The sequence below is a fragment of the Streptomyces sp. NBC_01497 genome (genome assembly GCF_036250695.1).
Taxonomy (GTDB): Bacteria; Actinomycetota; Actinomycetes; order Streptomycetales; family Streptomycetaceae; genus Streptomyces.
Genome location: NZ_CP109427.1, coordinates 2,029,450 through 2,052,205, shown reverse-complemented (window position 1 = coordinate 2,052,205; position 22,756 = coordinate 2,029,450). Strand labels below are relative to the sequence as shown.

23 protein-coding genes are annotated in these 22,756 nt (G+C 72.6%); 13 read left to right on the top strand and 10 right to left on the bottom strand.

Annotated features, from left to right (window positions below):
- Positions 1-26 precede the first annotated feature (26 nt).
- From OG310_RS08675 to OG310_RS08650, 6 genes are all read left to right on the top strand, one after another.
- Positions 27-980, top strand: a complete 954-nt coding sequence (locus OG310_RS08675) for an AraC family transcriptional regulator (protein ID WP_329455303.1) — start codon at positions 27-29, stop codon at positions 978-980.
- A 9-nt stretch (positions 981-989) separates the two neighbouring features.
- Positions 990-1,955 carry an AzlC family ABC transporter permease gene (locus OG310_RS08670; protein ID WP_329455302.1) on the top strand — a complete coding sequence of 322 codons (966 nt, stop codon included), beginning with the start codon at positions 990-992 and terminating at the stop codon, positions 1,953-1,955.
- Positions 1,952-2,260: an AzlD domain-containing protein gene (locus OG310_RS08665; protein WP_329455301.1), complete on the top strand. Its 309-nt coding sequence runs from the start codon at positions 1,952-1,954 to the stop codon at positions 2,258-2,260. The genes OG310_RS08670 and OG310_RS08665 overlap by 4 nt, the downstream gene beginning before the upstream one ends.
- 48 nt (positions 2,261-2,308) lie before the next feature.
- On the top strand, positions 2,309-2,503 hold the full coding sequence (locus tag OG310_RS08660; protein ID WP_329455300.1) for a DUF3046 domain-containing protein: 195 nt from the start codon (positions 2,309-2,311) through the stop codon (positions 2,501-2,503).
- Between the two features lie 241 nt (positions 2,504-2,744).
- The gene (locus OG310_RS08655) at positions 2,745-4,130 is read left to right on the top strand and encodes an AI-2E family transporter (RefSeq protein ID WP_329460082.1); all 1,386 of its coding nucleotides are present in this window, start codon (positions 2,745-2,747) and stop codon (positions 4,128-4,130) included.
- 268 nt (positions 4,131-4,398) lie between these two features.
- Positions 4,399-5,721: an aldehyde dehydrogenase family protein gene (locus OG310_RS08650; protein ID WP_443078584.1), complete on the top strand. Its 1,323-nt coding sequence runs from the start codon at positions 4,399-4,401 to the stop codon at positions 5,719-5,721.
- A gap of 367 nt (positions 5,722-6,088) precedes the next feature.
- Here the strand turns inward: OG310_RS08650 and OG310_RS08645 are convergent, their stop codons facing one another.
- Complete coding sequence (locus OG310_RS08645) at positions 6,089-6,367, bottom strand: hypothetical protein (protein WP_329455298.1); 279 nt, start codon at positions 6,365-6,367, stop codon at positions 6,089-6,091.
- A 136-nt stretch (positions 6,368-6,503) separates the two neighbouring features.
- Here OG310_RS08645 and OG310_RS08640 point away from each other — a divergent pair, with 136 nt between their 5' ends.
- The 5 genes from OG310_RS08640 to dhaK all read left to right on the top strand — a co-directional run bounded on the left by OG310_RS08640 (position 6,504) and on the right by dhaK (position 12,242).
- Positions 6,504-8,318, top strand: a complete 1,815-nt coding sequence (locus tag OG310_RS08640) for a response regulator (protein ID WP_329455297.1) — start codon at positions 6,504-6,506, stop codon at positions 8,316-8,318.
- A gap of 339 nt (positions 8,319-8,657) precedes the next feature.
- Complete coding sequence (locus OG310_RS08635) at positions 8,658-9,539, top strand: class II fructose-bisphosphate aldolase (RefSeq protein WP_329455296.1); 882 nt, start codon at positions 8,658-8,660, stop codon at positions 9,537-9,539.
- On the top strand, positions 9,536-10,342 hold the full coding sequence (locus tag OG310_RS08630) for an HAD-IA family hydrolase (RefSeq protein ID WP_329455295.1): 807 nt from the start codon (positions 9,536-9,538) through the stop codon (positions 10,340-10,342). Before OG310_RS08635 ends, OG310_RS08630 begins: the two co-directional genes overlap by 4 nt.
- A 120-nt stretch (positions 10,343-10,462) precedes the next feature.
- The gene (gene dhaL, locus OG310_RS08625; protein WP_329455294.1) at positions 10,463-11,125 is read left to right on the top strand and encodes a dihydroxyacetone kinase subunit DhaL; all 663 of its coding nucleotides are present in this window, start codon (positions 10,463-10,465) and stop codon (positions 11,123-11,125) included.
- Between the two features lie 121 nt (positions 11,126-11,246).
- Complete coding sequence (dhaK, locus tag OG310_RS08620; protein ID WP_329455293.1) at positions 11,247-12,242, top strand: dihydroxyacetone kinase subunit DhaK; 996 nt, start codon at positions 11,247-11,249, stop codon at positions 12,240-12,242.
- A gap of 270 nt (positions 12,243-12,512) precedes the next feature.
- On the opposite strand, the gene OG310_RS08615 is transcribed toward dhaK, so the two are convergent.
- On the bottom strand, positions 12,513-13,382 hold the full coding sequence (locus OG310_RS08615; protein WP_329455292.1) for an oxidoreductase: 870 nt from the start codon (positions 13,380-13,382) through the stop codon (positions 12,513-12,515).
- Between the two features lie 131 nt (positions 13,383-13,513).
- On the opposite strand from OG310_RS08615, the gene recA reads away from it, so the two are divergent.
- Together recA and recX are read left to right on the top strand one after the other, a co-directional pair.
- On the top strand, positions 13,514-14,665 hold the full coding sequence (gene recA / locus OG310_RS08610) for a recombinase RecA (protein WP_329455291.1): 1,152 nt from the start codon (positions 13,514-13,516) through the stop codon (positions 14,663-14,665).
- A gap of 7 nt (positions 14,666-14,672) precedes the next feature.
- Positions 14,673-15,293: a recombination regulator RecX gene (recX, locus tag OG310_RS08605; protein ID WP_329455290.1), complete on the top strand. Its 621-nt coding sequence runs from the start codon at positions 14,673-14,675 to the stop codon at positions 15,291-15,293.
- A 785-nt stretch (positions 15,294-16,078) separates the two neighbouring features.
- Here the strand turns inward: recX and OG310_RS08600 are convergent.
- From OG310_RS08600 to OG310_RS08565, 8 genes are all read right to left on the bottom strand, one after another.
- Positions 16,079-16,438: a rhodanese-like domain-containing protein gene (locus OG310_RS08600; RefSeq protein WP_329460081.1), complete on the bottom strand. Its 360-nt coding sequence runs from the start codon at positions 16,436-16,438 to the stop codon at positions 16,079-16,081.
- Positions 16,439-16,524: 86 nt separating this feature from the next.
- Positions 16,525-17,121, bottom strand: coding sequence for a cysteine dioxygenase (locus OG310_RS08595; protein ID WP_329455289.1), 597 nt, complete (start codon positions 17,119-17,121; stop codon positions 16,525-16,527).
- 107 nt (positions 17,122-17,228) lie between these two features.
- The gene (locus OG310_RS08590; RefSeq protein WP_310851512.1) at positions 17,229-17,300 is read right to left on the bottom strand and encodes a putative leader peptide; all 72 of its coding nucleotides are present in this window, start codon (positions 17,298-17,300) and stop codon (positions 17,229-17,231) included.
- A gap of 47 nt (positions 17,301-17,347) precedes the next feature.
- On the bottom strand, positions 17,348-18,952 hold the full coding sequence (locus OG310_RS08585) for an FAD-dependent monooxygenase (RefSeq protein WP_329455288.1): 1,605 nt from the start codon (positions 18,950-18,952) through the stop codon (positions 17,348-17,350).
- A gap of 166 nt (positions 18,953-19,118) precedes the next feature.
- Positions 19,119-20,036 (bottom strand): amino acid ABC transporter permease, encoded by a 918-nt coding sequence (locus tag OG310_RS08580; RefSeq protein ID WP_329455287.1) that lies wholly within the window; start codon positions 20,034-20,036, stop codon positions 19,119-19,121.
- Positions 20,033-20,704, bottom strand: a complete 672-nt coding sequence (locus OG310_RS08575; RefSeq protein ID WP_329455286.1) for an amino acid ABC transporter permease — start codon at positions 20,702-20,704, stop codon at positions 20,033-20,035. The genes OG310_RS08580 and OG310_RS08575 overlap by 4 nt, the downstream gene beginning before the upstream one ends.
- 308 nt (positions 20,705-21,012) lie before the next feature.
- The gene (locus OG310_RS08570; protein ID WP_329455285.1) at positions 21,013-21,843 is read right to left on the bottom strand and encodes a glutamate ABC transporter substrate-binding protein; all 831 of its coding nucleotides are present in this window, start codon (positions 21,841-21,843) and stop codon (positions 21,013-21,015) included.
- A 111-nt stretch (positions 21,844-21,954) separates the two neighbouring features.
- Positions 21,955-22,740: an amino acid ABC transporter ATP-binding protein gene (locus OG310_RS08565; RefSeq protein WP_329455284.1), complete on the bottom strand. Its 786-nt coding sequence runs from the start codon at positions 22,738-22,740 to the stop codon at positions 21,955-21,957.
- Between the last annotated feature and the right edge of the window lie 16 nt (positions 22,741-22,756).

The following is a 22,756-nucleotide window of genomic DNA, read 5'->3' as shown; positions in this document are numbered from 1 at the left end:
CACTGACAACGTCGCAGAATGGCGGGATGGGGAGCGCGGCTGACGGTGGTGAGGGGCGGGCCGGCGGACTCGGCACAGGCGCCCGTGGGGCCTCGGCAGCGGGCGAGACAGCCGGGCGGACAGGGGCCGCGGAGCAGGCGCGGCACTGGCTGTACCCGGGCCTGCCGGGCGTCGACCTGCTGCGGGCCCGCTACGTGCGCAAGACCTTCCTCCGGCACACCCACGAGGGCTATGTCATCGCGGCGATCTCGCACGGCATCGAGGGTTTCCGCCACGGCGGCAGCGACCGGTACGCGGGCCCCGGCGGCCTCGCGCTGATCAATCCGGACACCCCGCACACCGGTTTCGCGAAGGAGCCGCAGGGCTGGCGGTACGGGGCGCTGTACCCGGCGGCGGACATCGTCGCCTCGATCGCGGCCGAGACCACGCGCCTGCGCGGCACACCCGGGTTCGTCTCGCCCGTCCTCGACGACGCGTACACCGCACGTCTGGTGCACGAGGTGCTGCGCGCCGCGGACGAGGACAACGCGCTCGCCGCCGACACCCTGCTGCGGACCCTCGTGACCCGGCTGATGCGGCTGAACGGGGGGCCGCTGCCCCAGCGGACCGTGCGCGGGGCGGGCGCGTCGGCCGCCGCACGCGCGCGGGCCGTACTGCTGGAGCGGATGGCGGACCCGCCCTCACTGCGCTTGCTCGCCGAGGAGGTCGGTACCGGCCCGTTCGCGCTGCTGCGCGCCTTCAAGGAGGCGTACGGACTTCCGCCGCACGCCTGGCTCACCGACAGGCGCGTACACGTAGCGAAGGAGCTCCTCGCGGCGGGACACACGCCCGCGCGGGCCGCCGCCGAGGTGGGCTTCTCGGACCAGCCCCACCTGAACCGCCACTTCAGCCGCATCGTGGGGGTGCCGCCCGGCGCGTACAGGAGCGAACGGATGACATCCGCAAGAACGTACAAGACTCCGGGCGGGCCGCCCCCTTAGCGTGCGGCTGTGGACCGAGCAGCGCGTACGACCTCGCCGGAGCCCGACCGGGAGCGGTCAACGGATTCCTTCCCGGGCCCCCCGCCCGACCGGGGCGCGGCCGGCGCCGCCCGCGCGGATGCCGGCGGCCGGCCGGACGCGGCCGTCGTACGGGACTCGCTCGCCGTCGGCGTGGCGGTGGGCCTGTCCGGCTTCGCCTTCGGCGTCACCTCGGCCGGCGCGGGTCTGTCCCTGTGGCAGACCTGCACGCTGAGCCTGCTGGTCTTCACAGGCGCCTCACAGTTCGCGCTGGTCGGGGCGCTGGCGGCGGGCGGCGGGCCGTTCACGGCGGCCGCCGGGGCGTTCTTCCTCGGCACGCGGAACACGTTCTACGGGCTGCGCCTCTCGCAGTTGCTGCGGCTGCCGCACGCGGTGCGGCCGTTCGCGGCGCACTGGGTCATCGACGAGACGACCGCCGTCTCGCTGGCCCAGAAGGACCGGCGGGGCGCCCGGCTCGGGTTCACGGTCACGGGCGTGAGCCTGTACGTGCTGTGGAACCTCACCACGCTGGTCGGCGCGCTCGGCGCGCGGGCTCTGGGCGACACGGACGCGTGGGGGCTGGACGCGGCCGGGCCCGCCGTCTTCCTCGCGCTGCTCGCGCCGATGCTGCGCAGCCGTACGGAACAGGCCGTGGCGGGAGGCGCGGTGCTGCTGGGGCTCGGGCTGCTGCCCGTCCTCCCGGCGGGCGTACCGGTGCTCGCGGCGGCGCTCGCCGCGCCCGCCGCCCTGTGGGTCGAGAGGCGTCGCCGGGACGCGCGCGCGGCGGGGGAGGGGGCACCGTCCGGCGCGGGCGCGGATGAGGAAGCCGCCCGGCCCGACGCGGGCGCGGGCGCGGGCGGGGAAAGCGCGCGGTCAGAGGCGGGCGCCGGTGAGGAAGCCGCGCCGTCCGATCCGGGCGCGGGCCCGTCCGGCGGCCGTGAAGGAGACGACGCGTGACCGTCTGGATCGCCATCGCGGTGACGGCCGTCGGCTGCTACCTCGTCAAACTGCTGGGGCTGCTGGTGCCCGCGGGGATGCTGGAACGCCCGCTGGTGCGGCGGTTCGCCGCACTGGTGCCCGTGGCGCTGCTGGCCGCGCTCACCGCCCAGCAGACGTTCAGCACGAACGGGGGGCTCGTGCTCGACGCGCGGGCCGCCGGGATCGCCGCCGCGGCGCTGGCACTCGTGTTCCGCGCACCGTTCCTGCTGGTGGTCGCGGCGGCGGTGGTGGTCACGGCGGGGGTAAGGGCGCTCGGCGGCTGATCGCCCCGCACGGACGGCGCCCCGCCCGCCGGCGGGATACTGGGCCGCATGCGGTTGACGATTTTCTGGGAGCGTATGGCCGAGCACTTCGGGCCGGCGTACGCCGATTCCTTCGCGCACGACCACGTGATGACACAGCTCGGCGGCCGTACGGTGCACGAGGCCCTGGCCGCGGGCTGGGACGCCAAGGACGTCTGGCGCGCGGTGTGCGACGCGATGGGGGTTCCGGCCGAGAACCGGTGAAGGGCCCTCGCCCGCACCATGCCGGGGGGCGCCGGGCGCCGTGGCGCGGGCCGGTGGCCGATGAGGGCGGGGTGCGGAGGGACGCCGGGAGGGCGTCGCATGATCAGCGCGTGCGGGATTCACTCCGCCGGTAGGTGAGACTGGCTCCGTGGCACCGACAGACGACACCGCGGACACCGCGGCCACCCCACCGCCTCCGCCCGCCCCGCCGCCCACGGCACCGCCGTCGGGCCGTGTCCGCATGCCGGGCTGGCTGCCGCGGGCGGTCGTGCTGGTGCTCGGGATCTACGCCTGCTTCCAGCTCGGCAGCTGGGCCTTCCACCAGCTGGTGGGGCTGCTGATCAACGTCCTGATCGCCTTCTTCCTGGCCCTCGCCGTGGAGCCCGCCGTGAGCAGGATGGCGGCACGCGGGATGCGGCGCGGACTCGCGACGTTCCTGGTCTTCCTGGGGGTGGTCGCCTTCAGCGTCGGCTTCGTGGTGATGCTGGGATCGATGCTCGCGGGCCAGATCACGCAGATGATCGACGACTTCCCGCAGTACCTCGACTCCGTCATCAGCTGGGCCAACGGCCATTTCCACACCAGCTTGTCCCGGCTCCAGATCCAGGACAGCCTGCTGCACTCGGACTGGCTCCAGCGGTACGTGCAGAACAGCGCGAGCGGCGTGCTCGACGTCTCCACCACCGTGCTGGGCGGGCTGTTCCGGCTGCTGACGATCCTGCTCTTCTCGTTCTACTTCGCCGCCGACGGCCCCCGGCTGCGCCGCGCCCTGTGCTCCGTACTGCCGCCCGCCCGGCAGGCCGAGGTGCTGCGGGCCTGGGAGATCGCGGTCGGCAAGACCGGCGGCTACCTCTACTCGCGCGGTCTGATGGCGCTGGTCTCCGGCGTGGCGCACTACGTCCTGCTCCAGATCCTCGGCATCCCCTACGCGCCGGTGCTGGGTGTGTGGGTGGGGCTGATCTCGCAGTTCGTACCGACGATCGGCACGTACCTGGCGGGCGCGCTGCCGATGCTGGTGGCCTTCACCGTGAACCCCTGGTACGCGATGTGGGTGCTCGCGTTCGTGGTCGTCTACCAGCAGTTCGAGAACTACGTGCTCCAGCCGAAGCTCACCTCGAAGACCGTGGACATCCATCCGGCGCTGGCGTTCGGCTCCGTGATCGCCGGATCGGCGCTGCTGGGGGCCGTGGGAGCGATCATCGCGATCCCGGCCGTCGCCACGCTGCAGGCCTTCCTGGGCGCCTACGTGCGGCGCTACGACGTCCTCGACGATCCGCTGGCCCCCGCCGCCCGGTCCCGGGGCGGTGACGGCGGTGACGGCGGTGACCCTCGTGACGCCGGGGACGCGGCTGACGCCGTGGACTCCGGTGACGTCGAGGGAGGAGACGGTCGCGGCGGTGCGGCCCGGAGTCGTCCACTGCTGCGCCGGGTGGTGGGCCGGATGCGCTCTCCACGCCGCGACCAGGACCCGGCCAGGGGCCGGAACCGGCGTCAGGCGAGGGCCGCCCCCGTCCCCGAGCAGGCCGCGGGCGGCCGGGACCGGGCTTCGACGCCGGGCCGGGGCCAGGGCGGGAGCACCGGCGCGGACAGCGTCCGGGACCGGGCAGCGGGCGGCGGCAGCGTCTGAGCGACTCCGCGGCCCGAGCCGCCGCCGGTGCGGCGGGCGCGCGAGGACATCGGGCCGGCGGGGTGTCCTTCGTCACGGGCGGGCTGGACCTGGTGGTGGGCGGGCACCGGATGAGAGGGTCGGGCGACGCCCTGGCGGGCCGGGAGGACCGCGCCCGACGGGTGACACGCTGCCGCGCGTGTGACATGGCTCGCCCGCCTCGGCAGGATGAGGCGACCCCACCGAATCCGTTGCCCATCGTGTCAGAAGTGCTCAAACCACCCGAAGGATGTGCGACATCGTGCCCGACCTCGCCACCGACACCGTCGCACGGCTGCGCGCGACGTTCCGTACCGGCCGCACGAAGGACAAGGACTGGCGGGTCCGGCAGTTGACCGCTCTGCGCACCCTGCTCACCGAGCACGAGAGCGAGTTCGCGGCCGCGCTCAACGCGGACCTCGGCAAGAACGAGACCGAGGCCGTGCGCACCGAGGTCCTCTTCACCGTCCGTGAGATCGACCACACCCTCGACCACCTGGACGGCTGGATACGGCCCACGGCCGCACCCGTCCCGGAACACCTCGCCGGGGCGCGGGCGTGGAGTGTGCTCGAACCGCTGGGCGTGGTCCTCGTCATCGGTCCGTGGAACTACCCGGCGCAGCTGCTGCTCGCACCGATGGTCGGCGCGCTGGCGTCCGGCAACTGCGTCGTCGCCAAGCCCAGCGAACTGGCTCCGGCCACCTCCGCGCTGCTGGCCCGGCTCCTGCCGCTGCACCTCGACCCCGAAGCGGTCGCCGTCGTGGAGGGCGGGATACCGGAGACCACGGCACTGCTGGAGCAGCGTTTCGACCACATCTTCTACACCGGCAACGGCGGCGTCGGCCGGATCGTCATGCGCGCCGCGGCCGAGCACCTGACCCCGGTCACGCTCGAACTCGGCGGCAAGTCACCGGTGTTCGTGGACCGGGACGCCGACGTCGCCGAGGTGGCGGCCCGCCTCGTCGGCACGAAGTTCCTGAACGCGGGGCAGACGTGCGTCGCCCCGGACTACGTCCTCACCGACCCGTCCACCGCGAGCGGCCTGGCGAAGGCGCTCGCCGAGAAGATCACCGCCGTCTTCGGACAGGACCCGGCGGCATCGCCGCGGTACGGACGGATCGTCAACGAGCGGCACTTCGACCGGCTCAGTGGCCTGCTGGATTCCGGAACGGTCGTCACCGGCGGCGGACGCGACCGCGCCGCGCGCTACATCGCACCGACCGTGCTGAGCGGGGTGTCCCCCAACTCCCCGGTCATGCGCGAGGAGATCTTCGGGCCGATCCTGCCGATCCTGGAGGTCGAAGACCTCGACGCGGCCATCGAGTTCATCGTCGGCCGTGACAAGCCGCTCGCGCTGTACGCCTTCACCGGGTCCGCGACGACGCGGGAGCGGCTGCTGGCCGAAACGTCCTCGGGCGCTGTCACGTTCGGGATCCCCGTCTCCCATCTGACCGTGCCCGACCTGCCGTTCGGCGGCGTCGGTGAGAGCGGCATGGGCAGCTATCACGGCCCCTACTCGATGGAGACGTTCAGCCACCGCAAAGCCGTGCTCGCGGCGCCCGACGCGGGCTGAGGAGCGCCGCTTCCCGGGCAACGCCCCTTGCGAGGTCGCGCACCACGACCGCCCGGGGTCGTGAGCGCCCGGACGGTGGCGCGGGGATCGGTGCCGTACGGACCGGTGTCGTACGGACCGGGGCCCGACGGGCCGGGGCCGAAGTGGTCGATCGTGTCCTGTCGAGGCCGGGACGGACGGATCGAGGCCGCGCAGTACGAGGCCGCACTGTACGAGGCGGGGCGGATCGAGGCCGGGACGGGACCAGGCCGTACAGAGAAGGGGCGGACCGACCCGCCGAGGCTGTCCTCATCAAGGCCGTACCGGCACGTTCCGGTACGGCCTTCGGCCGTTCGGGTGAGGGCGTGGCGTGCCGCGGGGGCCTTGGTCAGAAGGGGCCCGTCTCCTCGTCGCCCGGCACCGGCCCCGAGCCGTGCGCCTTCTTCCTCCTGCGCGCCGCGCGCTCCGCTGCCTCCGCCGCGAGCGCCGCCCTGGACGCCACATGCACGGGTAGCAGGCTCAGCCCCCAGCCGCCCGCCACGACCACCTTCTCCACGGTTCCCGTGTGCTCCGGCGCGAACAGCAGCCGCGCCACCGCCCACCACCAGGCACCTCCCAGCGCGAGTGCCGGTATCAGGGCCGGTATGAGGCTTCCTGGCCTCGCCATGGCTGCCTCCTCCGGGCAGGGTGCCCGTAGAGCCTTCCGTGCTGGCAGTCTCCCCCCGGGTGCGGGGCGCCGCATCCACACCGCTGGTCTCATCGCAGCCGGGGCGCCCCACGCCACCCGCGATTACGCTGATCCCATGGGATCTGTCGACGGGCTCACGGGCGAGCCCGTCCGGAGCGCCCGCGTCGGGCGTATCAGTACGGACGCGCAGCTCGACGCGTTGAGCGGCGCCGTCGAGGACCTCGCGGGGCAGTTCGCGCTGCAGCCGCTGCTGCACCGGATCCTGCGCCGGGCCGTCGCGCTGCTGGGGGCGGGCGCCGGTTCCATCAGTACCGTCGACGAGCGCGCGGGTACGTACCGCAAGGAGGCGGACCTCGGCGTCGGCTGCCAGGAAGGCCGCGTGTTCCCGCTCGCGGAAGGCGCCACGGGCGCGGTCGTCACCCGTCGGGGACCGTGCCTCTTCGACAGTTACAGCGAGGTCCGCGGCGGCCACGTCGACCCGGCCGACCGGGAGCGGCTGCACGCGACGCTCGCCGTGCCCATCGAGTGGCGCGGCGACATCATCGGTGTGTGCGTCGTCTTCAGTACGGATCCGACGACACGTTTCACCGGTGAGGACGTCGAACTCCTCGGCCTGTTCGCCCGGCACGCCGCCATCGCCATCACCAACGCGCGCCTGCACCGGGAAGCCGAGGAGCGCGCCAGGCGGCTCGCCGTCGGGGCGGAACGGGAGCGGGTGGTCCGGGACGTGCACGACACCGTCGCCCGCGCTCTCGGTTCGATCATCACCCATATGGACGCGGCGGAGATCCAGGATCCCGCCGGCCGGCTGGAGGCCGCCCGGGCCGCGGCCCGTACCGCGCTGGTCGAGACGCGGCGCACGGTCCTCGGACTGGGGCCCTCGCTGCTGGAGCTGCCCTCCCTGGACGACGCGCTCGCCGTGGAACTCGACTGGGTCCGCTCCACGGCCGCCGTACGGACGGACCTCGTCGTCACCGGGGAGCGCAGGGCGCTCGACGCCGACCTAGGTGCCGCCGCGCTGCGCCTGGTGCAGGAGGCTCTGACCAACGTCGTCGCGCACGCGGCCGCCTCTCATGTCCGGGTCGGCGTGATGTACGGGGACGACGAACTGTCCGTCGTCGTGGAGGACGACGGGCGCGGCTTCGACCCGCACGACAGCTCCGTACGGCGGGCGGGCCTCGGGCTGACGGGGATCGTCACCCGCGCGCGCCGGCTCGGCGCCGAGCTGCAGATCGAGTCCACGCCCGGCTGGGGCACCCGCATCCGACTGCGGATTCCGTACGTCCGCGAGGGCGCGGGATCCGGCGGCAGCGCCGTGACGGCGTGCCGGGTCCTGGTCGTGGACCGGCGGCCCGTCGTCCGGGCCGGCCTCGTGCGGCTGCTGGGCGGCGCGGAGCCCGAGGTCCAGGTGGTCGGCGAGGTCGGGGACGCCCGTGAGGTCGTGGACGCGGTGCGGGTCCTGGAGCCCGACGTGGTGGTCCTCGAACTCAGGATGCCGGGCCTCGACGGTGCCCGCCTCACCTCGTACGTACGCGCCGCGAGTCCCGCGACGGCCGTGCTCGTGATGACGGACGACCTCGGCGACGAACTGCTCCAGGAGGCCGTGTACGCGGGCGCGAGCGGCTGTGTGGGTTCCGATCTGGACGGGCCCGCCGTGGTGCGCGCGGTCCTCGCGGCGACCCGCGGGGACGCCCTGCTGAGCGAGCGGGTGCTGCGCGGGTTCGCCGACCGGGACAGGCCGAGACCCGAGGCGCTCACCGACCGCGAGCGCGAGGTCCGCGCGCTGGTGGAACAGGGCCTGCCGGACAAGAAGATCGCGTCGGTGCTCGGGATCGCCGTGAAGACCGTCGAGAAGCATGTCGGCGCTGTGCTGCGCAAGACCGGCGCCCCCAATCGCACGGCCCTCGCGCACCGGGCCGCCCAGCGCTGAGCCCGCGGGCGGCCAGGCGCTGACGAGGAGGGCCGACGGGCAGCCGACCGCCGCCGGTCGCCCGGGACCCTGCGCCTGCGACGGCTTGGCCGGGTCCCCGGGCGGGGGTGAAACGGTCCGCGCACGGCCCGTGGCGGGCGGTCCGTGCGTCCGGGGGAGTCCCGCGCGAGGCCGCTTCCGTGCGGGCGGCCGGTGCGTACGAGGGCGCCGTGTGCGGGGTTTCCCTACTCACAGATGGGGAGATTCCCGCCCGCCCCGCGCGGCGGACGCGCCTACGGTCGAAGGGTCAGGTGATCTCGCTCCTCCGTGTGACGCGGGGGAAGAACCCTGGAGTGTGCCGTGCCCGTCGTACCGCTGACCGACATCCTGTCCGACGCCTTCGACAAGCGTTACGGCGTCCCGGCGATCAACATCGTCAACGACCTGACCCTGGAGGCCGTGCTCGGGGCCGCCGTGGACAAGGCGTCGCCCCTCATCGTGCAGACGTCCGTGAAGACCGTGAAATCCATCGGAAGCGACGTGCTGTACGCGATGTGGACGGCGATGACCGCGGGCATCGAGGTGCCCGTCACCCTCCACCTCGACCACTGCCCCGAGCGCGAGGTGATCTCGGAGTGCCTGCGCGTCGGCTGGAACTCCGTCCTGTTCGACGCGTCCCACCTGCCCGTCGAGGAGAACAAGCGACAGACCGTCGAGGTGGTCGCGGAGGCCCGGCGCCACGGCGCGGGCGTGGAGGGGGAGATCGAGTCCATCACCGGGGTCGAGGACGGTGTCGGCAGCGACACCGAGGCCGCGCGGCAGGACCTGGCCGTCGCCCTGGACTTCCTGCGCACCACCGGCGTCGATGTCTTCGCGCCCGCGATCGGCAACGCCCACGGCCACTACAAGCGGGCACCCGTGCTCGACTTCGACCGGGTCTCCGACATCGTCGCGGCCTATCCGCTGCCCATCGCCCTGCACGGTGGCAGCGGTATGTCGGACGAGCAGTTCCGCGAGCTGATCTCCCGGGGATGCGCCAAGGTCAACATCTCCACCGCGCTCAAGGAGACGTACATGCAGGCGAACCTCGCCTTCCTCAAAGAGGCGGCCGAACGCGGGAAGTGGGACCCGCCGTCGCTGTTCCGCGCCGTACGCGGCGACGTCGTCGACCTGGCCGGATCGCTGATGACGCTGTTCGGCAGCGAGGGGCGGGCCCCTGTCGCCGCCGGGAAGGCCGGGTGAGTGCCGTGCCCGCCCTCATCTTCGACTGCGACGGCGTCCTGGCCGACACGGAGCGTGACGGCCATCTGCCCGCCTTCAACGAGACGTTCGCGGAGTTCGGACTGCCGGTGCGCTGGAGCGACGCCGAGTACGCGCAGCTGGTGAAGGTCGGCGGCGGCAAGGAGCGCATGAAGACGTTGCTGACCCCCGAGTTCCTGGCCGGGACGGGACTGCCGGACGACCCTGCCGCGCTCGACGCCGAGGTCGCGAAGTGGCACCGGCGCAAGACCGAGATCTACACGGGCATCATCGCGAGCGGCGCGGTCCCGCCGCGGCCCGGGGTCCGGCGGATCGCTGAGGAGGCCGCCGACGCCGGGTGGGCCCTCGCTGTCGCCTCCACCTCGGCCGAGCGGTCCGTGCGCAGCGTGCTGGATGTCGCGGTCGGCCACGCGCTCGCGCCGCGCTTCGCGGTCTTCGCCGGGGACGTCGTCGCGCACAAGAAGCCCGCGCCCGACATCTACGAGCTGACCGTGGCGCGCCTCGGCCTCGATGGTGCCGACGCCGTGGTGGTCGAGGACAGCAGGAACGGCATGCTGGCCGCGCTCGCGGCAGGACTCGGCTGTGCCGTCACGACCAGTGCCTATACGGCCGAGGAGGATTTCACGGGCGCCTCGCTCGTCGTCTCCTCGCTGGGCGACCCGCCGCCCGACGAGACGCTGACGGAGGTGGTGGCCGACCCGCTCGGCCTGCGCCCCGAGCCGTACGTGCGGCTCGCGGACCTGGCGGGGCTGCTGGGGAAGGGGGCCGTACGCGGCCGGAGCTGACGGCGTGGGCCGGCGCACACCCGCCGGCCCACGTCAGCGGCCCGCGGCCCGCGGACCGTTCACGAGCCGGCCGCGCGCAGCGCGCCGAGGCCGGGGACCGACTTCAGGAGACAAAGAGACATGTCGCCCACTGTCAGTGATCTCGAATATGTCGTCCAGACCGTCGCCCGTACCGCTGTCGACAACGAGCGGTACTTCTGTGACCTCGACGCGGTCGTCGGGGACGGCGACTTCGGCTACTCGCTCGCGCGCGGCTTCGAGATCGTCCTCGCCGACTGGGACACGCTCGACCGCTCCACCCCCGCCCAGTTCCTCAAGCAGGTCGCGCTCACCATCTCCAAGCGGGTCGGCGGCACTTCGGGGCCCCTGTGGGGAACAGCGTTCCTACGGGCCGCCTCTGCCGTGATCGAGCGCGGCAGCATGGGATGCCTCACCGACCACGACGCGGTGGCGATGCTCCGGGCCTCGATCGAGGGCATCAAGGCGCGCGGAAAGTCCGACCTCGGGGACAAGACGCTGCTCGACGCGTTGATCCCGATGACCGACGCACTGGAGAAGCAGGTGGACAGCGGCGTGGCCGACCCCGCGCGTACCCCCGCCGAGCTGGCGCGGGTCGCGGCTTTCGCCGCCCGTACCGCGGCCGACGCCACCACCCCGATGCAGGCGATGCGGGGCAGGCCCAGTTACACGGGGGAGCGCAGCATCGGCTCTCCGGACGCGGGCGCGGTGGCGGTCGCCGTCATGGCGGAGCGCGTCGCCGACGAATGGCCGGGACGCCTGTGAACCCGCCTCCCCCGACCCCGGCCGCGGCACCCGGGCTTCCGCCTTCCAGGAACCCGCGCCGCCCGCACTCATCCCCACGAACTCACCTCCCACCTCGATGACGAGACCCAGGAGCGACGGCATGAAGAAGTTCGTCAACGACCCCAAGGACTACGTGTCCGAGATGCTGGAGGGCCTGGCGCTCGCCAACCCCGACAGCCTCAGGTACGTCCCCGAGTTCAACCTCATCATGCGGTCGGACGCGCCGGACATCGACAAGGTGGCCCTGGTCCAGGGCTCCGGGTCCGGCCACGAGCCCGCCCATGTGATGTCCGTGGGCAAGGGCATGCTGGACGCCGCGTGTCCCGGTGACGTGTTCTCCGCGCCGCCCACCGACTACGTGTACGAGACGGTCAAGCTGGTGGCTTCACCGAAGGGTGTGCTGCTGCTGGTCAACAACTACACGGGTGACCGGATGGCCTTCGAGATGGCGCAGGAGCTGTCCGAGGCCGACGGCGTCGCCGTGCGCACCCTGTTCATCGACGACGACGTGTCCGTCCAGGACTCGACCTACACGGTCGGCCGCCGGGGTGTCGCGGGCAACTTCTTCGTGATGAAGGCGTGCGGTGCGGCGGCCGAGCGCGGCGCGGACCTGGACGAGGCGTACCGGATCGGCGAGAAGGTCAACTCCGTCACCCGCACCATGGGCATGGCGCTGACCGCCTGCACCCCGCCGGCGAAGGGGGCGCCCCTGTTCGAACTGCCCGACGACGAGATCGAGATGGGCGTCGGCATCCACGGCGAGCCGGGCAGGCGGCGAGAGAAGCTGCGGTCCGCGAACGAGATGGTCACGGAACTCGTGACGGCGGTCGCCGACGATCTGCCGTTCGCGTCGGGCGACCGGGTCGCGCTGATGGTCAACGGCCTCGGCGGTACACCGATCGGCGAGTTGTATCTGGTCTACGGGCTGGCCCACCGGCAGCTCGCGGACCGGGGCATCGAGGTCGGCCGTTCGTACGTCGGCGAGTACTGCACCTCGCTCGACATGGCGGGTTGCTCGATCACGCTGGTACGGCTGGACGACGAGATCGAGGGCCTGCTCCAGGACCCGGCGGAGACCGCGATCCGCGTCTTCTGAGCGGAGCGGGCCGACCGGGTCGGACCTGACCTGGCCGGCCGGGTGGGATCTGACCTGGTCGACCGGGCCGGACCTGACCTGGCCGGCCGGGCTGACCTGGGCACAACGGGCGGGGCCGGGGCTGATCGGCCTTGCCCCGGTCCGGCCCCGGTCCGGCCGGGGCAGATCGAGGTCCGGGTCCGTCGCGGTGCGCCACCTCCGGGCGGCGCCGCGGCAGGTGGTGGTGCCGGGTCCGGCCGGAGACCCGGCACCACCACCTGCTTCGGGCGCTCAGGCGGCCAGCATCGCCATGTCCTCGTCGCTCAGGACGAGTTCGGCGGCGGCCATGTTCTCCTCCAGGTGCGCGAGCGAGGCGGTGCCCGGGATCTGCACGATCGAGGGCGAGCGTGCCAGGCCCCAGGCGAGTGCCACCTGGTGCGCACTCGCGCCGTGGCGTTCGGCGACCTTGCGGAGGGCGTCACTGGCGAGGGAACCGCCCGCCCCGCCGAGCGCGAAGAACGGCATGAACGCGATCCCCGCCGCCGCGCAGGTGTCGACCAGCGCGTCGTCGTGCCGGTCGAGCACCCCGTAACGGTTCTGCACGGCGGCCACCGGTGCGATGGCGCGTGCCTCCGCCAGTTGGGCTTCCGTCACGTTGCTGACGCCGAGGTGCCGGATCAGGCCCTCCTCGCGCAGTTCGGCGAGCGCGGCGAAACGGTCGCCGAGTGGGACGCCGGTGGAGCCGCTGAGCCGGCCCACCCGCAGGTACACGAGGTCCAGGACGTCGAGACCGAGGTCCTTGAGGTTCTGCCGCACGGCGGCGCGCAACTGGCCCGGTTCCGCCTCGCCGGTCATCTCGCCGTCCGCGTTGCGGATCGGACCGACCTTGGTGGCGAGGCAGACCCCGTCCGCGTACGGGTGCAGGGCGCGGCGCAGGATGTCGTTCGCGCGGACACCACCCGTGAAGTAGAAGGCCGCGGTGTCGATGTGGAGGGCGCCGAGTTCGACGGCGCGGCGGGCCACGACCGCCGACTCCTCAGGATCGCGGGCGGTGCCGCCCCATCGCCCCGGCAGTTGCATCGCGCCGAAGCCGAGGCGTGGAACGGGCAGGCTGCCGCCGAGGGTCCAGGTGCCGGAGGTGCCGCGTGGTGCGCTTGACATCAAAATCGAACATCCATTCTTATGGGAGTGCGGGCGCCACAGGCACTACCGGTCGTCGGGACCCATTGTCAGTGGCAGGGGATAGCGTCGTTGACGTGAAGCGATCGACTCAAGCAAATCGGGTGGAACCCATGGCAGGTACGGACCGCGAGAAGGCGCTGGACGCCGCACTCGCACAAATTGAGCGGCAGTTCGGCAAGGGTGCGGTGATGCGCCTGGGCGAGCGGCCCAACGAACCGATCGAGGTCATCCCCACCGGCTCGACCGCGCTCGACGTCGCGCTGGGCGTCGGCGGGCTGCCCCGTGGCCGTGTGGTCGAGGTGTACGGCCCGGAGTCCTCCGGAAAGACGACCCTCACGCTGCATGCCGTGGCGAACGCACAGCGGGCGGGCGGAGCGGTGGCCTTCGTGGATGCGGAGCACGCCCTCGATCCCGAGTACGCCAAGAAACTCGGCGTCGACATCGACAATTTGCTCCTCTCGCAGCCGGACAACGGTGAGCAGGCGCTGGAAATCGTGGACATGCTGGTCCGCTCCGGCGCGCTCGACCTGATCGTCATCGACTCCGTCGCCGCGCTCGTGCCGCGCGCGGAGATCGAGGGCGAGATGGGTGACTCGCACGTCGGCCTCCAGGCCCGGTTGATGAGCCAGGCGCTGCGGAAGATCACCAGCGCGCTCAACCAGTCCAAGACGACGGCGATCTTCATCAACCAGCTCCGCGAGAAGATCGGCGTGATGTTCGGCTCGCCGGAGACCACGACGGGTGGCCGCGCGCTCAAGTTCTACGCGTCGGTCCGCCTCGACATCCGGCGCATCGAGACGCTGAAGGACGGCACGGACGCCGTCGGCAACCGGACACGCGTCAAGGTCGTCAAGAACAAGGTCGCGCCTCCGTTCAAGCAGGCCGAGTTCGACATCCTCTACGGGCACGGCATCAGCCGCGAGGGCGGTCTGATCGACATGGGCGTGGAGAACGGCTTCGTGCGCAAGGCGGGCGCCTGGTACACGTACGAGGGCGACCAGCTCGGCCAGGGCAAGGAGAACGCGCGCAACTTCCTGAAGGACAACCCCGACCTGGCGAACGAGATCGAGAAGAAGATCCTCGAAAAGCTGGGCGTCGGTGTCCGGCCCGAGGAGAAGCCCGCCGCCGAGACCCCGGCGGACGGCGCGGCCCCGGCGGCGGACGCGGCCAAGGCGGTGCCCGCCACCGCGACGGCGTCCACGGCGTCGGCGGTGTCCGCGGGCAAGGCCAAGACGGCCAAGGCCGCGGCGGCCAAGAGCTGACCCGCCCGTGCCCGAGGAGGAGCCTTCCCGTGCCGGCGCCGGGCGCCGGGCCGGGAGGCGGGGACGGACAGCACGGCCGGGTGGCGGCTCCGACCCGTCGAGGGCCGGGCAGGAGCTGCCACCCCAGGACCCGGCCGAGCGGGCACGGGCGATCTGCCTGCGCCAGCTCACCGGCATGCCGCGGACCCGCAAGCAGTTGGCGGATGCCCTGCGGAAACGGGAGATCCCCGACGAGGTCGCGGAAGAGGTGCTCTCCCGCTTCGAGGACGTGGGACTGATCGACGACGCGGCGTTCGCGGGTGCCTGGGTGGAGTCCCGCCACCACGGCCGTGGTCTGGCGCGCCGCGCTCTCGCCCGCGAACTGCGGACGAAGGGTGTCGAGTCCACGGTCATCGACGAGGCGGTCGGGCAGGTCGATGAGGAGCGCGAGGAGGCCACGGCGCGCAGGCTGGTCACCTCGAAACTCCGCTCGACGCGCGGCCTGGACCGCGACCGCCGGCTGCGCCGCCTGGTCGGCATGCTGGCGCGCAAGGGGTACGGCCAGGGACTGGCGCTGCGAGTGGTGCGCCAGGCGCTGGAGGAGGAGGGGGAGGACACCGAGGGTCTCGACGAGACGTTCCCGGACTGACCGATCGGGACTGTTATGCATGGCATGGCACGGCACGGGACCGCGACGGATCGCCCGGGGCCGGTGGGGGACCGGCCAGAGATCGCCACGAGCAGCCGGGGCCGTTGTGCGCCGCCCGGGGCCGGAACGTCCGCCCAGGGCCGGGGGCGCGGGCCGGCGTGGAGCGGTGGCCGGCGCGGAAAGCCGCGAGCCGGGCGGCCAGGGGGTATGAGGCGGTCGGCCGGAGCCCGGATTGAGGACGGGCCAGGGCCGTTCCGGAGGAGGCCGACGCGTCCGCGTGCCGGACACCGGACACCTGACGCCGGACCGTGTGGCCGTGCGGGTGAGGCGATCGCGGGGAGCCATGCCCGCGCGTGGGCCGCGCGGACGATGACGAACGAGAACGTGGTGCGGGCAACCGCGATATGCCCGCTGCCCGGGAAATAGCGGGGCCGGTCCACGCGGTGGTCCCGCCCGGCGGGCCGATCTGCGTGGCACCCTGCCGCGATGCCGCTCCGGCCCCTGCCTGCGCACGAACCTGTACGACGCGAAGCGCGGCGGCCTCCGACGTCAACCGCCTGAGGGCCTCTTCGCGGAGTCCCGGAGCCTCTACCGCGTACCCGCCCCGCGTACCGCGTACCGGCCCCGCCTGTCCGGCTGCCGCAGCGCCCCGGCCGCGCGCGGCGTCAGTCAGGCAGCGTCGGCCGGGTCGCTGTCGCCGCGGTCATTGGTCTCGGGTCACGGTGAGGGGACGGCGGCCCCACGACGGCCCGCGCCTGCCCGGGTCGCAGGCCATGAGCCATGAGTCAGGGTGTGACGGGAAAGCCCGCCTCGCGCCAGGCCTGGAAGCCGCCCTCCAGGTCCGTCGCGCGGTGCAGGCCCAACTGCTGGAGCGAGGCGGCGGCCAGGGACGACGCGTACCCCTCGTTGCAGAACACCACGATCAGGCGGTCGTGGTCCGTCGCCTCCGGGATCCTGTGGCTGCCCTGGGGGTCGAGGCGCCACTCCAGCTCGTTGCGTTCGATCTGCAGGGCGCCCGGGATCAGCCCGTCGCGTTCGCGCTGCCGCTCGTAGCGGATGTCGACCAGCAGTGCGGCGTCCTCCCGTACCGCGCGACGTGCTTCGTCGGGGCCGATCCGGTCGAGACCGGACCGGGCCCGCTCCAGGACGTCCTCGACGGACGCCGGGTGCCCGGCCCCGGGCGGCCCGGGGGCTTCGGTGTACCGAGGCGCGGGGGATGTGCCGGATTCGCTCACTGCCACTCCTCGGGACGTTCGACCTCTTCGAGCCGCAGTACGGAGCCCGTCCTGCTGTAACGGCGCATCAGGGGAAGCGGCGGGTAGTACGCGTGCACCGACACGGCGTGCGCCCCGTCCGACTCGTTGCGTACCTCGTGCACATGGTGTTCGCCGAACGCGCGGGCGTCACCCGTGTCCAGCACCCGGTGCCGGTCCACGCCCTCGGCCAGTTCCAGCGTCTTCCAGCCCTCGGTGGGCAGCCGCGCGGCGAGCGAGTCCTCCGTCAGCGCGCCCGCCGCGGTGGCGAGCGCACCGTGGGAGCCGCCGTGGTCGTGCCAGCCGGTGCCCGTACCGGGCGGCCAGCCGATGAGCCACGCCTCGCTGCCCGCGGGGCCGTCGAGGCGGATCCAGGTGCGTCCCTCCGGGTCGAGCGGCAGGGAGGCGACGAGTTCGTGGTCCGCCGCCGTCGTGCGGACGAAGGCGAGGAGCTCCGCGGGCGACGGGCCCGCCGAGGGCGCGGCAGCTGCCGCGTCCGGGGAGGCGGAGGCGGAGGCGGGGACGGAATCGGAGAGGGAGGAAGCAGGTGAGGCAGGGGAAGCGGAAACAGACATGGCGCCGTCCTGGTGATGTTCGCGGATACGCGCGAGGGCCGTGACCCGGGGCCGCACATCGGGGCAGGGGTCCGCGGCTCGGTGCGCGCGAGAGGAAGAAAGGCGAATCAGCAGGACGGGCGACACACGCAGCCCGCATAGCGGAGCAGGTCCATATGGACCCTCCGCCACAGGCGCACACAGGTGTCAGTCACGTTCCGGAGTAGACCACGAGCGTCCCTTCCGGTCAATTGATGGGAGCGGTGCGGCCCTCCGCGCTCGCGCGTGTGTCCGAGGGCACCCCGCCGCGCAGCGCGTCCGCCGCGGCGCGCAGCTCCGCCGGCCGGACGCCGCCGAACGCCGCCGCGAGGTGCCCGTCGGGCCGTACGAGCAGGACGTTGTGGGCCGAGGCGCCGGGGTACGCCTCCGTCACCAGCAGCTCGGCGTCCGCCGGCAGGCCGTCGACGGCCGAGACGAGGCGCGGCATCACGCCCGCCTTCATCCAGTGCCGCCGGTCCCACACCGCCGTGCCGGGCGCCACCAGCAGGACGAGCAGCCGCCCCCGGCCCAGCCGGTCGCGCAGTCTGCTCGCGGTGCCGTCCGGGGTCGTCACCCGCACATCCGTGACGGGAGCGCCCACCGCGGTGCCGACCGCCGCCCACCCTTCGCCGAGCGGCGCCCCGAGCGGCGAGTTCGGGTAGGAGGGGGGCGCACCCAGCGGGCCCTGGCCCAGGTGCCCGTCCGCGAGCAGGGTGTCGCGTCCGCTGCCCGAGCCGGGCAGCAACCCGCGCAGACCTCCTCCGCCGCGCAGTATCGGCAGCGACTGGTCCGCCGCGCGCAGCCGGGCCGCGACCGCCGTGCGCCGCTCCGCCTGATAGCTGTCGAGAAGGGTCTTCGTCGCGCCGTGGTGCCAGGCGAGCGCCAGCTTCCAGGCCAGGTTGTCGGCGTCCCTGACGCCCTCGTCGAGGCCCTGCGTGCCGACGGCGCCCATCAGGTGTGCCGCCTCGCCGGCCAGGAAGGCGCGGTCCACCCGCCACCGCTGCGCAAGCCGGTGGTGGAGCGTGTACACGCCGGTGTCGAGCAGCTCGTACGGCGGGGTCTCGCCGCACCAGCCCGCGAGGGCCTCCCGTACCCGGGCCAGCAGGGCGTCGGGCGTGACGAGGTCCCCCCGCGCGGGCAGCAGCCAGTCGAGTCGCCAGGCCCCCTCGGGCAGCGGACGGGCCGAGATCTCGTCGCCGCCGGTGCGCCAGGGCGGCTGCCGGTGCAGCACGGCCTCGCGGGGCCACGGCAGCTCCGCGCGCAGCGCGGCGACCGCGTACCGCTCGACCGCCGTGCGCCCGGGGAAGCGTACGGCGAGCAGTTTGCGGACCGTCGACCGTGCCCCGTCGCAGCCCACCAGGTAGCTGCCCCGCCAGTAGGAGGTGCCGGGGCCTCGGGTGTGGGCCGTGACACCCGTACGGTCCTGCTCCAGCGAGTCGAGGCGGCTCTTCGTGACGATCTTTACGAGGGAGGTCTTGGCGATCGCTTCGCGCAGCCCCCGGGTGAGCGCGTGCTGCGCGATGTGCACGGGGGAGGGGAAGCCCTCGACGCCGAGCGGCAGGGCTCGCACCGGCTGCTTGCGCCGCATCAGTCGCCAGCCGTCCCACCGGGCCCCCTCGTCACCGAGGGTGGTACAGCCGAGGCGTGCCGTCAGCGCCGCGGTGTCCGGGCGGAGCACCACCGTCCGCGCCGCGCGCCGGGGGTCCTCGCCGTCGCTCTCGTCGAGCACGACGGAGGGGACCTCCGCGGCCGCGAGAGCCAGCGCGAGCGTGAGCCCCACGGGGCCCGCTCCGACGACGATCACCGGGTCCACGGAGCCGCCCTTCGGTCCGGTACGGACGTGCGGTCGGTGGCGGCTGGCGCCCGGTGCGTGATCACAGAACGTATGCAACCGACTGGGGGTTCCCGCGTCAAGCGACGGCCGGGGCGGCGCGTACACCCTCGGCCAGACCCTGAAGTGATTCCCCGTCACTTCTCTCTCAGGCGTCCCGGCGCTCGTCCTTCGCGGTGCGGGCCGCGCGCACCGCCCCGAGGTCCGGGGCGGACCGGGCGCCGGGGACGACGGCGCCGGAGCGCCGCGTTCCGCGGGAGCGGCGTTCCAGCCATCCGGCGAAGCCCGCCAGGCAGGAATTGATGATGATGTACAGAACGGCGATGACCGTGAACGTGGCGATGGTGTTCGCCCCGTAGTTGGCCGTGATCGTCCTGCTCTGCGCGAGCAGCTCGGACAGGGCGAGGACCGCGCCGCCCAGCGCGGTGTCCTTGACGATGACCACGAGCTGGCTGACGAGCACGGGCAGCATCGCCGTCACCGCCTGCGGCAGCAGTACGGCCGTCATGATCCGGCCCTTGCGCATCCCGACGGCCTTCGCCGCGTCGGTCTGCCCGCGCGGCAGCGACAGGATGCCGGCCCGCACGATCTCGGCCATCACGGACGCGTTGTAGAGGACGAGACCGGTCACCACCGCGTACAGCGGCCTGGCGTCGGACGGGACATCGCTGAACTCGACGTACAACTGCGCGGCGAAGACCATCAGCAGCAGCACCGGGATGGCGCGGAAGAACTCCACCACCACCCCGGCGGGCACCCGCACCCAGGCGTGGTCGGACAGCCGGCCGAGGCCGAGGAGCGCGCCGACCGGCAGCGCCACGACGATCGCGAGCGCCGCCGCGAGCAGCGTCCCGCCGAGCCCCGGCAGCAGGTACGTCGTCCAGACCTGGGAGTCCGTGACGAAGGGGCTCCACTTCGCCGCGGTCAGCTGCCGCTTGTCGGCCATCGCCGCGAGCACCCACCAGGCGGTGAGCGCGAGGGCGGCCAGGAACACCACCGTGTACAGCAGGTTGCGCCGCCTCGCGCGAACGCCCGGCGTGTCGTAGAGGACCGAGCCGCCGCTCATCGCTTCACCGCCACCCGTCGGCCGACCCAGCCGAGCAGCAGCCCGACCGGCAGCGTCAGCACCACGAACCCGAACGCGAACACGGCGAACACGGCGAACAGCGCGTCGCTCTCGTTCTCGACCATCTCCTTCATCAGGGCCGCCGCCTCCGCGACGCTGATCGCCGCCGCCACCGTGGTGTTCTTGGTCAGCGCGATGAGCACGCTCGCGAGGGGCGCGACGACGGAGCGGAACGCCTGCGGCAGCACGACCAGGACGAGCACCTGGAAGAAGCCGAAGCCGAGCGCCCGCGCTGCCTCCGCCTGTCCGACGGGCACCGTGTTGATGCCGGAGCGCACCGCCTCGCACACGAACGTACCCGTGTACGCGACGAGTCCGAGGACGGCGAGGCGGAACCCGATCTGGGCGAAGTCCCGGCCGCCCAAGGTGATCTGGAGCGTCTGGTTGAGCCCGAGCGAGCAGGCCACGACGAGCAGGGTCAGCGGAGTGTTGCGCACGATGTTCACGTACGCGGTGGCGAAGCCCCGCATCAGCGGCACCGGGCCGACCCGCATCCCGGCCAGCAGGGTGCCCCAGAGCAGGGAGCCCGCCGCCGAGCAGAGGGTGAGCCGCACGGTCACCTGGAAGGCGCCGAGCAGGTCGTAGTCGGAATGGAGGAAGTCGAACACGATGCCCCCGTGCTCTCCCGTGAAGGGTGGGCCGTTGTCGCAGAAGTGAAGCCAGAAGCCAAAGCCAAAGCCAAAGCCAAAGCCAAAGCCAAAAGCCGAAAGCCGAAAGCCGAAAGCCGAAAGCCGAAAGCCGAAAGCCGAAAGCCGAAAGCCGAAAGCCGAAAGCCGAAAGCCGAATGCGAAAAGGGGACGGTGGGGGGAGAAGTACGGACGAGGTGCGGCGCTCCGTGAAGCGGGGGCCGGGGGCCGGGGCGGTGGCCGCCGGTCGGCGGCGCGGCGCGTCAGGTGCCCCGCCACCGGCCCCCGCTTCAGCCCGCGATGGCCGGAGCGGGCTCGTTCTTGTACCGGGCGGGGCCGAAGTTGGCGGTGACGGCCTTCTGCCAGGAGCCGTCGGACACCATCTTCCTCAACGCCGCATTGATCTTGTCCTTGAGTCCGGTGTCGCCCTTCTTGAGGCCGATGCCGTAGTTCTCGTCGCTGAGTCGCAGGCCCGCGAGCTTGAACTTGCCCCGGTGCTCCTTCTGGGCGGCGTATCCGGCGAGGATGGAGTCGTCCGTGGTGAGGGCGTCGACGGCCTTGTTCTCCAGGCCGGTCAGGCACTCCGAGTACCCGCCGAAGACCTGCAGGTCGGCCTTCGGCGCCAGCTTGGCCTTGATGTTCTGCGCCGAGGTGGAACCCGTCACGGAGCAGAGCTTCTTGGAGTCGAGGTCCCCGGCGCTGGAGATGGAGCTGTCGTCGGAGCGCACCAGCAGGTCCTGGTGGGCGAGGAGGTAGGGACCGGCGAAGTCGACCTTCCGCTCGCGCTCGCCGGTGATCGAGTAACTGGCCACGACGAACGTCACGTCGCCGCTTGAGATCATCGTCTCGCGCTCGGCGCTCGGGGTCTGCTTCCATTCGATGTCCCCGGCGTCGTAACCGAGTTGTCCGGCGACGTACCTGGCGACGTCGACGTCGAAGCCGGTGAAGCTGCCGTCCGGCCTCTTGAGGCCGAGCCCCGGCTGGTCGAACTTGATGCCGACGGTGATCCTGCCGCCGTCGCCGCTCGCGTCCGCGTCGTCGTCGCCGTTGCCGCACGCGGTGGCGGCCAGAGTCAGGACGAGAGCCGCGGCCGTGGCCGCGCTTGCCTTGTGGAGCTTCATGCCTGGACTTCCCTCGGGTGCGTCGAACGGTTCGCCGGATGTGCCTCGGGCTTCGCGCGCCGCCCGGCGTCGGGGCCGGTCGGACGCCGGGGCCGGCGGGGCGGGGGTCGGTCAGTGGTGCAGGATCTTCGACAGGAAGTCCTTGGCCCGGTCGCTGCGCGGAGCGCTGAAGAACGCCTCGGGGGAGGCCTCTTCGACGATCCGGCCGTCCGCCATGAAGACGACCCTGTTCGCCGCGGAGCGGGCGAAGCCCATCTCGTGGGTGACGACGATCATGGTCATGCCGTCCCTCGCCAACTGCCGCATGACTTCGAGTACTTCGTTGATCATCTCGGGGTCGAGTGCCGAGGTCGGCTCGTCGAAGAGCATGACTTTCGGGTCCATCGCGAGGGCGCGGGCGATCGCGACGCGCTGCTGCTGGCCGCCGGAGAGCTGTGCCGGGTACTTGCCGGCCTGCGAGCCGACGCCGACCCGGTCGAGCAGGACGCGCGCCTTCTCCTCGGCGGTGGACCTGGCGAGCTTGCGGACCTTCGTCAGCCCCAGGGTCACGTTCTCCAGCACGGTCCTGTGCGAGAAGAGGTTGAACGACTGGAACACCATGCCCACGTCGGCGCGGAGCCGCGCCAGTTCCCTGCCCTCCTGGGGGAGGGGGCGGCCGTCGACGGTGATGGTGCCCGAGTCGACCGTCTCCAGCCGGTTGATCGTCCGGCACAGTGTGGACTTCCCCGAACCCGAGGGTCCGATCACGACGACGACCTCGCCGCGCGCGACGGTCAGGTCGATGTCGCGGAGCACGTGCAGCGCGCCGAAGTGCTTGTCGACACGGCTCAGTACGACCAGGTCGTCGCCGCCACGCACCGCGTCCCCCGGCCCTTCGGTCACGGACATGTCGTCCATCGATGGCGCTCCGTCC